The organism is Amycolatopsis acidicola, assembly GCF_007713735.2.
GTDB lineage: Bacteria > Actinomycetota > Actinomycetes > Mycobacteriales > Pseudonocardiaceae > Amycolatopsis_E > Amycolatopsis_E acidicola.
In genome coordinates, this window is the sequence record NZ_VMNW02000017.1 from 75,222 (window position 1) to 91,511 (window position 16,290).

At 68.0% G+C, this 16,290-nt stretch carries 10 protein-coding genes; 8 read left to right on the top strand and 2 right to left on the bottom strand.

Going from position 1 to position 16,290, the window contains the following annotated elements; translation table 11 throughout:
• Window positions 1-41: 41 nt before the first annotated feature.
• Together FPZ12_RS14525 and FPZ12_RS14530 are read left to right on the top strand one after the other, a co-directional pair.
• Complete coding sequence (locus tag FPZ12_RS14525) at window positions 42-2,630, top strand: bifunctional FO biosynthesis protein CofGH (protein ID WP_144748368.1); 2,589 nt, start codon at window positions 42-44, stop codon at window positions 2,628-2,630.
• Between the two features lie 87 nt (window positions 2,631-2,717).
• Entirely contained in the window at window positions 2,718-4,550 is a 1,833-nt protein-coding gene (locus tag FPZ12_RS14530; protein WP_144748369.1) for an AMP-dependent synthetase/ligase, read from the top strand.
• 302 nt (window positions 4,551-4,852) lie between these two features.
• Here the strand turns inward: FPZ12_RS14530 and FPZ12_RS14535 are convergent, their stop codons facing one another.
• Window positions 4,853-5,767 carry an SDR family NAD(P)-dependent oxidoreductase gene (locus FPZ12_RS14535; protein ID WP_166462740.1) on the bottom strand — a complete coding sequence of 305 codons (915 nt, stop codon included), beginning with the start codon at window positions 5,765-5,767 and terminating at the stop codon, window positions 4,853-4,855.
• Between the two features lie 431 nt (window positions 5,768-6,198).
• Here FPZ12_RS14535 and FPZ12_RS14540 point away from each other — a divergent pair, with 431 nt between their 5' ends.
• From FPZ12_RS14540 to FPZ12_RS14560, 5 genes are all read left to right on the top strand, one after another.
• Entirely contained in the window at window positions 6,199-7,392 is a 1,194-nt protein-coding gene (locus FPZ12_RS14540) for an MFS transporter (protein ID WP_144748417.1), read from the top strand.
• 632 nt (window positions 7,393-8,024) lie between these two features.
• Window positions 8,025-9,260 carry a GGDEF domain-containing protein gene (locus tag FPZ12_RS14545; protein ID WP_144748370.1) on the top strand — a complete coding sequence of 412 codons (1,236 nt, stop codon included), beginning with the start codon at window positions 8,025-8,027 and terminating at the stop codon, window positions 9,258-9,260.
• Window positions 9,261-9,326: 66 nt separating this feature from the next.
• Window positions 9,327-11,456, top strand: a complete 2,130-nt coding sequence (locus FPZ12_RS14550; protein ID WP_144748371.1) for a phospholipase A2 — start codon at window positions 9,327-9,329, stop codon at window positions 11,454-11,456.
• A 73-nt stretch (window positions 11,457-11,529) separates the two neighbouring features.
• Entirely contained in the window at window positions 11,530-13,233 is a 1,704-nt protein-coding gene (locus FPZ12_RS14555; protein ID WP_144748372.1) for an LCP family protein, read from the top strand.
• 190 nt (window positions 13,234-13,423) lie between these two features.
• Complete coding sequence (locus FPZ12_RS14560) at window positions 13,424-13,921, top strand: helix-turn-helix domain-containing protein (protein WP_144748373.1); 498 nt, start codon at window positions 13,424-13,426, stop codon at window positions 13,919-13,921.
• Between the two features lie 28 nt (window positions 13,922-13,949).
• Here the strand turns inward: FPZ12_RS14560 and FPZ12_RS14565 are convergent, their stop codons facing one another.
• On the bottom strand, window positions 13,950-15,434 hold the full coding sequence (locus FPZ12_RS14565) for a flavin-containing monooxygenase (protein WP_144748374.1): 1,485 nt from the start codon (window positions 15,432-15,434) through the stop codon (window positions 13,950-13,952).
• Window positions 15,435-15,546: 112 nt separating this feature from the next.
• Here FPZ12_RS14565 and FPZ12_RS14570 point away from each other — a divergent pair, with 112 nt between their 5' ends.
• Entirely contained in the window at window positions 15,547-16,122 is a 576-nt protein-coding gene (locus FPZ12_RS14570; RefSeq protein ID WP_144748418.1) for a TetR/AcrR family transcriptional regulator, read from the top strand.
• Window positions 16,123-16,290 lie beyond the last annotated feature (168 nt).

Genomic DNA, 16,290 nt, shown 5'->3' on the forward strand with positions numbered 1-16,290 from the left:
GTCATGGAGATGCCCCGCTCGGCGGACCTACCGTTTGCTGCATGGCTTCCGCTGATCAGCAGGACCGTCCGACAGCCTCCGCGATGCGCCGCGCGCTGGCCCGCGCACGCGACGGCAAGGCGCTGGACATCGCCGAGGCGACCGTCCTGCTGCACGCCCGCGACGAAGATCTCGACACGCTTTCCGAGCACGCTTCCCGTATCCGCGACGCCGGCCTCGCCGCGGTCGGCAGGGAAGGCGTGATCACCTACAGCCGCAAGGTGTTCATCCCACTCACCCGGCTGTGCCGCGACCGTTGCGGCTACTGCACCTTCGCCACCGTTCCCGGCAAGGTGGACGCGCCTTTCCTTTCGCCGGACGAGGTGCTGGCGATCGCCCGGGAGGGCGCGGCGATGGGCTGCAAGGAAGCGCTGTTCACGCTCGGCGACCGTCCCGAGGACAGGTGGAAGGCCGCGCGCGAATGGCTCGACGCCCACGGCTACGACGACACGCTCTCCTACGTGCGCGCCATGTCGATTCTGGTGCTGGAAGAGACCGGACTGCTCCCGCACCTGAACCCGGGTGTGCTGACCTGGCAGGACCTCCAGCGGCTCAAGCCGGTCTCCCCGTCGATGGGGATGATGCTGGAGACCACGGCGACCCGGCTGTGGAGCGAGCGCGGCGGACCGCATTACGGCTCGCCGGACAAGGACCCGGCCGTCCGGCTGCGCGTGCTCGAGGACGCTGGGCGCAACTCGGTGCCGTTCACCACCGGGATCCTCATCGGGATCGGCGAGAACTACGAGGAACGCGCGGACGCCCTGTTCGCCATCCGGAAGTCGGCGCGGACCTACGGCGGCATCCAGGAGGTGATCGTGCAGAACTTCCGTGCCAAGCCGGACACGAAGATGCGCGCCACCCCCGACGCCGACCTCCAGGAGCTGGCCGCCACGATCGCGGTCGCCCGGCTCGTGCTCGGCCCGAAGATGCGGATCCAGGCCCCGCCCAACCTCATCGGCCGGCAGTACGAGCAGATGGTGCGGGCCGGTATCGACGACTGGGGCGGCGTTTCCCCGCTCACCCCGGACCACGTGAACCCGGAGCGCGCCTGGCCGCAGATCGACGAGCTGGCCCGGCAGACCGCGGCCGCGGGCTTCGAGCTGCGTGAGCGGCTGGCCATCTATCCGGAGTACATCCTGGCCGGCGAACCCTGGCTGGACCCGCGGGTGGCCGGGCACGTGGCCGCGCTGGCGGATCCGGAAACCGGGCTCGCCAACGACGTGAACCCACAGGGCAGCCCATGGCAGGAGCCGGACGGCGGCTGGCAGGAGCAGGGCCGCACCGAGCTGCACGTCGAGGTGGACACCATCGGCCGCACCGGGGACCGCCGCAGTGACTTCGACTCCGTCTACGGCGACTGGAACGAACTCGCGGAGAAGGTGCCGAGCGCGCCGCGGCGGATGGACGCGGACATCGCGGCCGCGCTGCGCCGCGCCGAGCAGGATCCGGCCGGACTGTCCGATGAGGACGCTCTCGCTCTGCTCCACGCCGACGGCGCCGAACTCGACGCGCTCACCGAACTCGCGGACGGGCTGCGCCGGGAAACGGTGGGCGACGACGTGACCTTCGTGGTCACACGGAACATCAACTTCACCAACGTCTGCTACACCGGCTGCCGGTTCTGCGCCTTCGCGCAGCGCCGCACCGACGCCGACGCCTACACCCTTTCGCTGTCCCAGGTGGGCGACCGGGTGGACCAGGCATGGGAAGCCGGGGCGACGGAGATCTGCATGCAGGGCGGTATCCACCCGGACATGCCGGGCACCGCGTACTTCGACCTCGCGCAGGAGGTCAAGCGGCGGCAGCCGGACATCCACCTGCACTCGTACAGCCCGATGGAGGTCGTCAACGGCGCTTCGCGGACCAATCTGTCCATCCGGGACTGGCTGACCAAGGCACACGAGTCCGGTGTGGACTCGCTGCCGGGCACCGCCGCGGAGATCCTCGACGACGACATCCGCTGGGTGCTCACCAAGGGCAAGCTGCCGACATCCAGCTGGATCGAGGTGGTCAGCACCGCGCACGAGCTCGGCATCCCGACCACGTCGACCATGATGTACGGGCACGTGGACACGCCGGCGCACTGGGTGGGCCACATCAAGCTGATCGCGCAGCTGCAGCGCCGGGCGCTGGAACGGACCGGGAAACGCGGGTTCACCGAGTTCGTGCTGCTGCCGTTCATCCACCAGAACGCGCCGATCTACCTGGCGGGCCTCGCCCGCCCGGGCACGACGGTGCGCGAGAACCGTGCGGTGCACGCGCTCGCGCGCATCCTGTTGCACGGTCTGATCGACAACATTCAGTGCTCGTGGGTGAAACTCGGCGAGGACACGTGTCGCGCGGTGCTGAACGGTGGCGTCAACGACCTCGGCGGAACGCTGATGGAAGAGACGATCAGCCGGATGGCCGGCGCTGGCAACGGCTCCTACAAGACGATCAGCGATCTCGAAGCGATGGTGGAGCCGCTCGGGCGTCAGCTGGTGCAGCGCACGACTTCCTACGGCAGGCCGAGCGCGGAACGTGTCGCCGCGGCCCGCTTGAGTGACGGGGTGGCTGCCGCGGTGCGCAATCCACTGCCGATCGTGGGCTGAGCCCAGGGTTCTCCGGACCGGAACCTTCCAGCCTGTGTCCGCTGTCACATAGGCTGGAAACCCAGTGCCGACTCCAGGAGGCCAAAGGTGTCCACCCAGCTGTCCGTCGCGGAACAGGCCAAGGGCCAGACCATCGTAAAACTGTTGCAGCGCAACGCTTCCGAATACGGGGAGCTGCCCGCGCTCAGCTCGCTGGACGATCCGGGCCAGCCCACACTGACCTGGGCCGGACTGCGTGAAGAAGTCACCGCCGTGTCGCGGGGGCTCGCCGACCTCGGCCTCGGCCCCCGCGACCGGATGCTCATCATGGCTCCGAGCAGCCCCGCACACCTGATCGCCGACCTCGCCGCCGCGCACGTCGGCGCCATCTCGTGCACTGCCTACGCGACGCTCTCGCCGGACCAGATCGGTTACGTGGCAAGGCACAGCGCCGCCCCGGTGGTGGTACTGCAGGGCATGGACGAGCTGAAGCGCTGGGAACCGGCGCTCGGCGACCTGCCCGCGCTGCGGCGGATCGTGATGATCGACACGACGGCCATCCCGGCGGGCGACGACCGTTTCGTCAGCCTGGCCGATCTCCGCGCCCGCGGGGCCGAACTGCTCGCCGCCGACCCCGGCGCCGTGGACCGGGCGACCGCCGGCATCCAGCCGGACGACCCGCTCTGCATGATCTACACCTCCGGCACCACCGGCGAGCCCAAGGGCGTGGTGCTCTCGCACCACAACGTGATCCACGAGGCCTACGCGGTGCATGCGCTGCACGACACCCCCATGCACACCAACAACATCGCGTACCTGCCGCTGGCGCACATCGCCGAACGCGAGATCTCGATCTACATGCCGATCGTCTACGCCGGACACGTGCACACCCTCGCCGACGCGACGACGATCGTGCCCGCGCTCGGCCGGGTGCACCCCGAAGGCTTCTTCGGCGTGCCGCGGGTCTGGGAAAAACTGGTGGCCGGCTTGAAGAACATGCTCGCCGCCGCCCCCGAGGAACGGCGCACGGTACTGCTGCAGGCGAACGAACTCCTGCAACGCGGCTACAAACTGCGCGACGCGGGCGAGGAAGTGCCGCCGGAGCTGGCGGAGCAGATCGCCGAAACCGACCGCACCGTACTCGCCCCCGTCCGCCAGATGCTCGGCCTGGACAAGCTGATCTTCTGCTCCAGCGGCGCCGCCGCCCTCCCGCTCGAGGTGCTCTACTTCGTCGCCGGGCTGGGCCTGGAAATCCAGGAGGTGTGGGGGCTTTCCGAGACCAGCGGCGCCGTCACGTCGAACTCCCTCAGCGCTTTCCGGGCCGGCACCGTGGGCCGCCCGGTGGCGGACACCGAGGTGAAGGTGGCGGAAGACGGCGAACTGCTCGTGCGCGGGCCGCTCGTGTTCCTGGGCTATCTCAAGGAAGACGGGACGATCCAGTCGGCGACCGACGAAGAGGGCTGGTTCGCGACCGGCGACGTCGGGGAGATCGACGCCGATGGCTTCGTCCGGATCACGGACCGGAAGAAGGAACTGATCATCACCTCCGGCGGCAAGAACATCGCGCCCACCTCGATCGAAGGCCTGCTCAAGGAGCACCCCCTGATCGGGCAGGCGGTGGCGATCGGCAACGACCGGCCGTACGTGACGGCGTTGATCGTGCTGGACGACGAGATCCTGCCCGGCTGGGCCGCCGCGCAGGGCCTCGGCGAAACCGACCCCGCGGCGCTCGCCGACCATCCCGCGGTGCGGGAGGAGATCGAGCGCGCCGTGGAAGCGGCGAACAACCGACTGTCCAGAGTGGAACAGATCAAGCGCTACCACGTGGTGACCACGCCGTGGACGCCCGAGTCCGGCGAGGTGACCCCGACGCTGAAGCTCAAGCGCCGCGTGATCAACGACCGGTACGGCACGGAGATCGCCGCGCTGTACCAAAAATAATTCCCGCATCGCCTGGAAAAGCTGTGCCGCCACCAGGACCAGCAGGGTCCACAAAGGACGAAGACAGCTCCGGGCGCCGCGGGGAGCACGCAAGACGGGGTTCACGAGATCCATCGTGGCCACAACGGAGCCCCGACCGCACAACTTTTTCGCCGCCTGTGGACAACACGCCGTGTTCCCGGAGTTGTCCACAGGCAGCGCAATTCAGCCTTGACAAACAAGGCGAACCCGGATAACCGCAACCCCGGACAGCCGGTTTCCGGACGATCCCCGGACCCGGAAGCCGTGCTGTCCGGGGTTGGTCAGGCGGTGCGAAGCGGACTGGACGTGCTTTCCGTCCACTTGCGCAACCGGGGCGGGACGCGCTTCTCCAGACCATAAGGCTCCAGATGCGCGGAAAAGACTTCGTCGAACGCGCGCCGCACGGTTTCGGTGTCCCAGGTCTGGCGTTCCAGTATCGGCGCCTTCAAATAGGGCTGGCCCATGATGTGCAGCTGCGGTCCGTTGCACCGAACCAGCTGCCCGGTGATTCCCTCGGCATTGTCCGAAAGCAGGAACAGGACCAGCGGCGCGATCCGGGACGGCGTCCGATCCGGCGGGCAGCTGCGCAGGGACCGCTCCGATTTCCAGACCATCCTGGTGTGCGCGAGCGGGCAGATCGCGTTGACCCTGATCCCGATCTCCTCCAGGTCCAGCGCCCAGGAATAGGTCAGTGAAGCCACCGCGCCCTTGCTCGCCGAATAAACGCCGAGCTTGCGCTGGCCGAGCGACGCTCCGGAAGAGACATTGACGATCGCTCCGCCGTGTCCCTGTTCCCGCATAGCCTTGACGGCGGCGATGCCGGTGTACATCACTCCCAGCACGTTGACTTCCACCAGCTCGCGGACCTGTTCGGCCTCCTCCTGCCACGGCAGCGCCTCGTAGTTGAGGCCCGCGTTGTTGACCAGCCCGTCGATCGCGCCGAACTCGTCCACACACAACTGGACCAGCGCGGACGCCTGGGCTGGATCGGTCACGGTGTGTCCACTGGCGACAGCGGAACCGCCGTAAGCACGAATGTTGCCGGCGGTGCGCTCCGCCAGTTCGAGATCGACATCGTTCACCACCACCCGGCAGCCGGCCTGGGCCAGGTGCACCGCGAACGATTCGCCGAGGCCACGCCCGGCCCCCGTCACCACCACTGCCCGCCCGTTCAGGCCCGCCAGCTCCATATTCATCGTGTCCACTCCCCACTGGCCGGCCCCGACGCAGCCCTGTCCTCGGCTCCACCGGCCTCGGCCCCAGTCTTCGCCCTCCCCACACCGTTGAGACGGAGCTGACGACGAGCGGTCAGCTCGTTGCGCCGAACGAGTGAGCGATGACCAGTGGGACATACTCTCCGACCGGTCAGCGGCACTCCCGGTATCCGCCGTTCGTCGTAGCCCGAACCGTTGCTTTTACCACCGGATGGGCCCAAACCCGGGCTACCGTCGTGCTGTGACTGTTCGCTTCCGGGCTGTAAGCGGCATACTGACTGTTGTCTTTCCTGTCGGTTGGGTGAGTGCCCATACCCGGTACCCCACGGCAGACGACAGAATGCGTGGACGCGGTGCGTTCACCCGGTAGGGGGGAGTAGGGACGGATGGTGAGGACTGAGGCCCGGCCATCGATGCGTGCTGCCCTGGCCAACGGGGAGTTCCGCACGGTGTGGCTCGCGGAGGCACAGTCCACCCTCGGCGACCAGCTCACCACCGTGGCGCTGGCCCTGCTGGTTTATCACCGCACCGGATCCGCGCTGTGGTCGGCCGTGGCCTACGCCCTGACCTTCCTGCCGGCGCTGGCCGGCGGGCTGGGCCTCTCGCAGCTGGCGGACCGGTACCCCAGGCGGACGGTGCTGGTCGTCACCGCCGCGGTGCAGGCGGGTTTCGTCGGCGTGATGGCGATACCGGGGATGCCGCTGGTGCCGTTGTGTGTGCTCGTGGTCTGCGGACGGCTGGCCGGCGCGCCCGCCAATGCGGCGCAGAACGCGCTGACCAGGGAGATCTTCGTCGACGACGAGCTGTACCTGCGCAGCCAGGACATCCGTGGCATCACCACGAACACGGCGATGCTGCTGGGACTGGCCGGCGGTGGCCTGCTCGTGACCACGGCGGGGCCTTCGCTCGCGCTGGCCATCGACGCCGCGACTTTCGCCGTCAGCGCGGTGGCGCTGCACCGCTGGGTGAAACCACGACCCGCCGCCGACGGCGGGCAGGGCAGCTGGTTCGGCGCGATCCGCTGGGTCGCGACGCAGCCGCGGCTGCGCGTCCTGCTCGGCTTTTCCTGGCTCGTCGGCCTCGCCGTCGTACCGGAGGGGCTCGTGGCCCCGCTGGTGCAGGAGATCGGCGCCCCCGATCAGGCGGTGGGCTGGCTCCTCGCCGCGGATCCGCTCGGCTTCGTCATCGGGGTTTTCCTGATGTCGCGCTACGTCTCCGCGGAAGCGCGCAAACGCGCGCTGGGCGTGCTGGCGATACTGCCGACGGCGATTCTGCTGGTGTTCTCCGTGCGACCGGATCTCGTGCTTGCCCTGGTCGCACTGGCGGCCGCGGGTGCGGCCGGTGCCTACATCGTCACGGTGGGCGCTTCGTTCATCACGTGGGTTCCCAACGAACTGCGCGGCGGTGCGGGTGGTTTGTACCGCACCGGGCTACGGGTCGCGCAGGGCGTCGGCGTCGCGATCGGCGGTGTCGTGGCACAGCTGCTCGGTTCGGCCACCGGTGCCATCGTCATCGCGGGCGCGGCCGGGGTGGTGCTCGGAATACCGCTGGCGGTCTCCTGGGCCCGTCTGCAACGAACCGCTGCCGAAACCACCTCTGCGATATGAGTAACGCCGCCGGGTCGCCCGCCGATCCTCATCAGAAGTCGCGGTTTGCCACAACCAGTCACCTCCAGTTTTCCCGACGAAACAAACTTCCACTTACCGACTCGCCGGCTCAGAAGTCGCGGTTGGACACGGAGTACACCTCTCCCGCGGTAGCGAAACGAACAAGATTCAAGGGACGGCTTTCAGAAGTCACGGTTCGACACCGAGGTCCACCTCCACGCACCACGCAAACAATCGAACATCAACCAGCCACCAGGATCAGAAGTCACGGTTGGTCAAGAAGAACACCTCCAATCGGTGCTCGCAAGGGAGCTGCGAAGCGCCGGCATGGGCGAGGTCCTCGCGTGCACGCCACTTCGTATGCGGTGGGATGATACCTGTCGAAGGAAAGTGCCCGGCGTCCTTCCGGGCACAGCAAAGTTACCCCGCCGTGGCCGGGCTCGTCGAGAGAAGGTGACCCAGTGGGACCGCCCCCCTCCAGGCGGGGATCGCACACGCTCCCCGGCGAGCAGGCCGGACAGGAGGGTCCGCGTCCGAACGGCTCCGGCCAAATCAAGGCCACGAACCCGCGTTCGGACACGTCGAGTGATTCTTCGGGCACTCGCCGCTCATTAAGCCCGCGCAATTGGGCTTTGTGGCGGCGGCCGAAGGGATTCATCGCATTCCTGATCGTCGCGGAACTGGTGGCCATTGTCTGGTTCGCGGCGGCAATCGCGAACTCGCCCGTTCTGGCACCTCTCGATTGGTTGCGGTTCGCGATTCTCACGGTCGGCGCGACGGTGCACATCCAGCTCACCCGGCGCCAGGAAGAACGTCGACGGAATCGCGTTCGGACAGTGCTGATCGACCTCACCGCGGTCTGGGTGTTTCCCGCCGCGATTATTCTTCCGGCGCCGCTGACCGTACTACTGGTTCTGCTGATTCGCGCGCAGCACTGGTTCGTCGCCCGGCGCCCGGCGCACAACTTCGTGTTCTCCTCGATCACGCACATGCTGGCGGCCACGGTGGCGCACACCGTGTTCGTGGCTTTGGGCGGGCAGCATTGGGAGGCATTGTCCGTCCTGGGCTCGCTGGGCGAATTCGGCAAGCTCGTCCTGGTCGGACTGGTCTACGAAGCGGTCCAGATCCTTTACGTGGGCAGCATTCTCAGCCTCGCCGGCAAACCGAGCGTGCAGACCGTACTCGGCAGCAAAGCGGACAACCTGCTCGAAGCGATCACGGTCGGACTCGGTGCCATCACGGCGATCCTGCTCGTCGTGCTGCCGCCGACGGTCGCGATCATGGCCGTGGTGACGGTGGTGTTCAACCGGCTCGCGGAGCTCGATCAGCTCCAGGACGACGTGCGCACCGATCCCAAGACGCAGGTGTACAACATGCGCGGCTGGACGGAGTCGGCGGAACGGGCGCTGAACCGGGCCACGAAGTCCGAGGACGGGCTCGGCATCCTGATGATCGACCTCGACCACTTCAAGTGGATCAACGACACCTACGGCCATCCCGCCGGGGATGACGTCCTGCGGAACCTCGCGCAACTGCTGGATGAAGTGACCCGCCCTTCGGACGTCGTCGGCCGGTTCGGCGGCGAGGAGTTCCTCGTGCTCCTGCCCGACACCGACCAGGCGACCGCGACGGGTGCCGCGGAGCGCATCCGGTCGGCGGTCGCGGAACTACGGATCGTCACCACCGACAAGCGCGGCGACCAGACGACGGTGTCGGACCGGACGGCGTCGATCGGCGTCGCGGTCTTCCCCGCGCACGGCGACTCCCTGGAGAAACTCATGCAAGCGGCCGACGCCGCGGTGTACGAAGCCAAGGAAGGCGGCCGGAACCAGGTGCGGGTGGCCGAGCACCGCTCCGTGAACCACTAGGGTGGCGGACCGGCCCGGGGGTTTTCCCGGTGTTGGAATGCCGTTGATCCTGCCACCCTGGAGTTCATGATCGCCCCAGCCGAGACCCCGCGCCTGCGGCGGCCCTTGTCCACCTCGGCCTGGCTGCTCGTGCTGACCTTCGCACTCGTCGGATTCGGTTTCGTCGCGTCGCGCGCGGCGACTCCCGCCGATCAGGGCCCGCCCACCGGCGGCGCCGCCGCGGCAGAACGCGCGATCGACGCGTTGACCCACCCCGGCTCGCAACCGCTCGCACTGAACCTGCTGCCCGCGGACTTCACCCAGGTCACCGGGGTGAAACCGGGCGCGATGCCCGCACTCGACGGAACAATGCGCGCGGTCCACGTGGACGGTGGTTGTTCGACTCCTTGGGGCGACGACAACACCAAATGGGACTACGCGGTCCCGTGCAAGGCGCACGACCTCGGCTACGACCTGTTGCGCTACGCGGACAAGGTCGGCCACCCGCTCGGCCCGGAGGTGCGCGCCTCGCTCGACGCGCGCCTGTCCGACGACATGCACCACACCTGTGACATCAATCCCATGGGCTCGCCGCGGTTGTGCCAGGCGGTGGCGTCCATGTACGCGGCGGGTTTGAAGGTCAACTCCTGGCACCAGCGCTGGGGTCCGCCGGTCGGCGACCCGATCGGCCCGATGCTGGCGGGCGTCGCCGTGATCGGCTGTCTGCTGGTGTTCCGGTTACGCGGCTGGCTGCGTACGCGCCGCGAGCGCCCGGCCCGCAAACTCGAGCCGAAGCCCACGCCCGCGCCCGCTTCGTCCTGGGTGACGCTCGGCGTGACGAGCCTGGTGTTGCTGATCCTCGGTGAATCGGTGATCTCGCTGGCTCGCTGGGCGGGCGCCGACGAGTCGTGGCTGTGGCCGTTCACCTGGCTTGCCCAGTTGGCGCCGGTCTTCTTCTTCGCCGGCGGCCGGGCGAACAGGGCAGGCTGGGAGTCCGTGGCCGACAGCGGTGGCGGCTACCGCCAGTACCTCGCGCACCGGGCGAGCTGGCTGTTGCGGCCCGCGCTGATCTTCGTCGTGGTGACGCTCGTGGTGCCGTTGGCGCTCGAACTGCTGGGAATTCCGGACAGTACGAACGCGACGATCGTCCGGATAGCGCTGCATCCGTTGTGGCTGCTGGCTGTCTACCTGTTGACGATGGTCGCGGCGCCGGTGATGCTCGCGCTCCATCGCCGCGCCGCCGCGGCGAGCACGGTGGGACTGCTGGCATTCGTGGTGCTGGCGGAACTGTCCGCGGGGTGGCTGGGTACGGAAATTCCGCGCTATGCGGGCGCTCTCGGGCTCGCGCTGCTCGCACAGCAGGTCTCGTTCGGTCGCATCGCCGGACGGAGTCGGCTGGTGATCGGCGGGATCACGGCCGCGGCCGGGCTCGCGCTGCTCGTCACGATCGGCGGTGTGGACCCGAATCTGCTGGGCGCCGCGGGAGCGCCGCCCGCGCTCGCCGCGCCGACGCTGCCGGTGCTTTTCCTCGGCGCGGCGCAGCTGTGCCTGCTCGGCCTGTTCGCGAAACCGCTGAACCGGATCACCACGCAGCCCGTGGTCTCCAGCGTGGTCCGGCTGGCGATGCGCGCTCCGATGAGCTTGTACCTCGGCTTCCTCGCCGCGGTGCTGTTGCTCGTCACGGTGGTCTACCTGCCGGTGAACCCGGCCGACGCGCTGGCCTGGCTCGCCGGGCCGCGCCCGTTGACGGCACTGGCGCTGCTCGCGGTCCCCGCGTTGATCATCTTCTGGTGGTTCGAACGGCACTCGGAGGGGTACCTGGTAGTGCACCATCAGCGGCCGACCGGCTGGCTGGCGCACGCCGCGACGGTGCTGGGCACCGGGTTCGCCACCATCGGGCTGTTCGGGTTCGCCCTGACCCGCTTCGGCGGAGACGCAGGCGGATCGGTTCTCGGACTCCCGCTCGACCCGATCCAGAACCTGATCCAGCTCCTGCTCGGGGTGTTCCTGCTGCACACGGTGCGGGTCGGACTCAGCGGCGCCACCAGCACCTGGGTGGTGACGGCGCTGGCCTGCGTGCCGCCGCTGATGGACGTCGCGGACGGGTACGACGTGGACACGGTGACGATCGCGGTGCACGGGCTCACCGCCGTCTTCGCGCTCGCGGCCGCTGCCAGCACCTTGCGTCCGGCCAGAACGGTGGTGCAGAACACTTAAACGAGTGTTGTGAACCACATTCGGAGATCGGTATGCGACGCTACGGCAACCGGGTGACAGGCTGACACGTCCAATGGTCTGGACACCCGTCGGGGAAGGAGGCGTTGGCGTGGACAATCCGCCGCGAAACGAGCGTGGGCCTCGTAGGCCCGCACCGCGGCAGGGACGCCCCACTGACGCCCGATATGTCGGCCCCGCCCGGCGCCCCGCCGGAGGACAGCGTCCGCCGGCACGGCAGACCCCGGCGACAGCCAGGTCCGCCCCACCGCCGAAATCTGGGCCGCCGCCGAGGCGCCGCCCGTCCGCTCCCCCGCCGCCTCCGCGCCGGCGCAAGTTCGGCGCGAAGATCGTGGTGGCCGTGGTCTCGCTGCTCGTGGTGAGCCTGACCGGTTACGCGTGGGCCGCGATGCGGGGTCTGGTCGACGGCCTGACCACCACCGACGTGATCAGCGCGGACCAGCCTGCCGACGGCGCGAGGGACATCCTGCTGGTCGGCATGGACAGCCGGGTCGACGCGCAGGGCAACCCGCTGCCCGAATCGCTCCTGAACGAACTGCGGGCCGGTGTCTCCGATGGTGAGGAGAACACCGACACGCTGATCATGGTGCACATCCCGAACGACGGGAGCAAAGCCGTCGCGATCTCGCTGCCGCGCGACTCGTACGTGAACATCCCCGGGTTCGGCCAGCACAAGATCAACTCGGCGTACGCGCGGGCCAAGGCCGCCGAGCGCTCGAAACTGCAGAGCGAGGGCGACACCGACGCCAAGGACATCGAGCTCAAGAGCAGCCAGGCCGGGGCGAAGACGCTGATCGCGACGGTGCAGCAGCTCACCGGCTCGTCGATCGACAACTACGCCTCGGTCAACCTGCTCGGCTTCTCCGACATCACCAAGGCCATCGGCGGCGTCGACGTCTGCCTGAAGGACAACGTCGACGACAGCTACTCCGGCGCGAAGTTCACCAAGGGCAAGCACACGATCTCCGGGGTCGAAGCGCTTGAGTTCGTCCGGCAGCGGCACGGGCTGCCGCGCGGCGACCTCGACCGGGTCGTGCGCCAGCAGGTCTTCATGGCGGGCATGGCGCAGAAGGTGCTCTCCACCGGGACGCTGACCGACCCCGGCAAGCTCAGCTCGCTCACCGCCGCCATCAAGAAATCGGTGGTGCTCAACCAGGGCTGGGACATCCTCGCGTTCGCCCAGCAGATGAAGAACCTCACCGGCGGGCAGCTGCAGTTCCAGACCATCCCCGTGGTCAACATGGACTACAGCACGCCGGAGGACGGCAGCGCGATCAAGGTGGACCCGAGCCAGGTGCACCAGTTCGTGCAGGGCCTGACCGGTCCGCCGCCGGCGGCGCAGGCCGCGGCACCGACCACCAGCCCCAACGCCGGCACCACCGTGGACGTCCACAACGGAACGTCGAAGGAAGGCCTGGCGGCGACCGTTTCGCAGACGCTGACCGCGCAGGGTTTCACCGGGGGCGAGACGGGCAACGCGACCGGGCGCACCAGCCACACCACCGTCCGGTACCCGGCCGGCGCGAAGGAAGCCGCGCAGAGCGTGGCCACCGCGCTCGGCTCGAAACCGACGCTGGAGCAGGACACCTCGGTGCCCAGCGGACACGTGGTCGTGGTGGTCGGCAGCGACTACAGCCCGCCGACCTCGGAAAACGTCGCGCCCGCCGCGCAGTCTTCCGCCGCGTCGAGCACCAGCGCGCAGGCCCCGGCCACCGATGACCAGGCGATCACCGCCGATGGCATCACTTGCGTGAACTGACCCTGCTCTGTTCAGCCCACCGGCGTTAGCCCAAACGGCCTAATCCGGGAATCAACTCCAACGACTCGGCCGAAGTGACGTAAGAGCGGGCCCCTCAGCGACTTACATACGCGTGGACACCGCTCGGGTTCGACCGGAAGTACCGGCGCAGGGGTGCGGTACTACCGAGGGTCAAGGCAGGGGACTAGGAGTGCTCATCGACAGTGATGTCTATCAACGGGTTCTCGGGGAGGAACTCAGGAAGCTGCGCCGGCGGCGTGGCTGGACGCGCAAGGAGCTGAACCAGCACCTGCAGAGCGACATCTCGCTGCAGACGCTGGCGACCTACGAGCTCGGCACCCGCCAGTGCTCGGTCGTGCGTCTCGTTGAGTTGTGCCTGGCGATGGACGAACTACCTCAGGATCTGCTGGCGAGAGTGCACCGGCGGGTCTTCACCGACGAGCCGGGGAAAGTCCGGCTCGACCTGGCACGGATCGTCGCGGACCGGCAGCACGAACTACTGCCGCTGCGGAGATGGGCCGACGGCCGGATGCGACAGGCCACCGGCACGACGGAAGTTCAGCTCGACCGGCCCGCCCTCGAGCGGATGGCCGAGCTGTGCGGACTCGAGGTCGCGGATCTGCTGACCAGACTGCGATCGATGGCCGCGCCCGCCGCCGGGAGCCTGGATCCCGGCGGGGGCGGATAAGGCCCCGCTCGCCCCGCCGGCTCAGGCGCTACTTGTTGCCTGCGCTGCCGATTAGTTCGAAGTCGGCGGGGCGCAGCTTGCGGGTGTTCAGCCAGTACCGCCAGGTGAAGCCGGGCCAGACCGTCCGGTTCACGCCCTTGCTGTCGAGATACCAGCTCTGGCAGCCACCCTGGGTCCAGACGCCCTTGTTGAGCTTGCGCTGGATCTCGTCGTTGAACCTCGTCTGCACGTCGGTCCGCGGGACCAGCGCGTGTGCGTCCTTTTCCTCGACCAGCCGGATCGCTTCGGCGATGTAGCGGATCTGCGACTCGATCATGAAGACGACCGAGTTGTGCCCGAGGCCGGTGTTCGGCCCGAGCAGGAAGAACAGGTTCGGGAAACCGGCGACCGTGATGCCGAGGTGCGTCTGCATCCCCTCGCCGGCCCATTCCTTGGACAGGTTCCGGCCGTCCTCGCCGATGATGTCCAGGTTGTCGAAGGCGTCGGTGACGTGGAAGCCGGTGCCGAAGATGATCGCGTCCACCTCGTGCTCCACGCCCGCGGTGTCCACGATGCTGTGCGCCTTGACCTCGGCGACGCCGTCGGTGACCACGTCCACGTTGTCCCTGGCCAGCGCCGGGTAGTAGTCGTTGGAGATCAGCACGCGCTTGCAGCCCATCACGTAGTCCGGGGTGAGCTTGGCGCGCAGCTCCGGGTCGGAGACGGCGCGGTCGATGTTGGACTTGGCCAGCAGCTGGCCGATCTTCATCACGCCGGGATGCCCGTTGAACCCGACCGCGCGGGCCTCGAGCATCCAGTACAGCAGGCTGCGGTAGGCGCGCTGGACGCCCGGCACCTTGTCGAACAGGTTCTTCGCCCACTCCGGCATGGCGTGGTCCGGCTTCGGCATGACCCACGGCGGGGTGCGCTGGAACAGGGTGAGCCGCTCGACGTCGGGCGCGATGGCCGGGACGAACTGGATCGCGCTCGCGCCGGTGCCCACCACCGCGACGCGCTTGCCGCGCAGGTCGTAGTCGTGGTTCCAGCGCGCCGAGTGGAACTTCTCGCCCTCGAAGTTCTCGATGCCCTTGAGGTCGGGAGTCTGCGGCAGGTGCAGCGCGCCCACGCCGTTGACAAGGTGCGTGCCCGCGAACTCGTCGCCGCCCCTCGTGGCGACGTGCCAGCGGTGCTCGTCGGAATCCCAGCGCGCGCCGGTCATCTCCTGGCCGAACCGGATGAACCGGTACAGGTCGTACTTCTTCGCGACCCCGCGCAGGTAGTCCCAGATCTCGGGCTGCGGGGAGAACGAACGCGTCCAGTTCGGGTTCTGCTCGAACGAGAACGAGTACATGTGCGACTGGATGTCGCACGCGCAGCCGGGATAGGTGTTGTCGCGCCAGGTGCCTCCGACCTCGTGCGCCTTCTCCAGGATCACGAAGTCCTCGCGTCCCTGTTTACGCAGCTGGATGGCCATGCCGAGACCGGAGAACCCGGTGCCGACGATGATCACGCCCGTCTCGGTCCGCTCACCCATTACTTCCTCCGCATCGAGCCGCTTAGGTGTTACCGCGAGTCCACCTTACTTGAAGTAGGTTACTTCCGGTAGAGTCAATCCCGTGAGCACCACCCCCAGTCCCCGGAAGCGCATGCCCAGGGCCGAGCGCGAACGCCAGATGCTTCAGGTCGCCGAAGAGGTGTTCGCCGAGCGGGGGTACGTGTCCGCGTCGATGGACGAGATCGCGGAACGGGTCGGCGTGTCGAAGCCGATGCTCTACGAGTACTTCCATTCCAAGGAAGGGCTGTTACTGGCCTGTATCGCCCAGTCGCGCGCCGAACTGCGTGAGGCGACCGAGGAGGCCGTCCTGGGCGCCACGTCCGCTGAAGAGGCGCTCAGGCGTGGTTTGCGAGCCTTTTTCGTGTACATCCGCGAGCGGCGGCAGGCGTGGTCACTGCTGCGGCACGAGATGGCGCTGATCGGCACCGGCGCGTCGGACGAGATCGAGGAGACCCGGCGTCAGCAGACGGACCTGATCGCGAAGCTGATGACGGGATACTTCGGCGTGGGGTCCCCCCTGCGGGTGGAAGCGACCGCCGAATTCGTCGTCGGAGCGTGCGAACGGCTCGCCGTGTGGTGCGAACGGCATGCCGAAGTGACACCTGATCGGGCGACAGATTACGCAATGGACGTGCTCTGGACCGGGCTGCGCGAACGCGCACAGTGACCTCGTTTGCGTCAACCGTGCAAATGCACGTGCATCGTCACCTGCAATGGTCACCCTGAGCACACTTGGTGCGTTTGCTTGTCACACAGAGTCGTATTGGGGTATCGATAGAGGTCGACAAAAAGTTCGGCGAACGGCGGCTCAGGTGCGCCTGATCGGGTGAGAGCG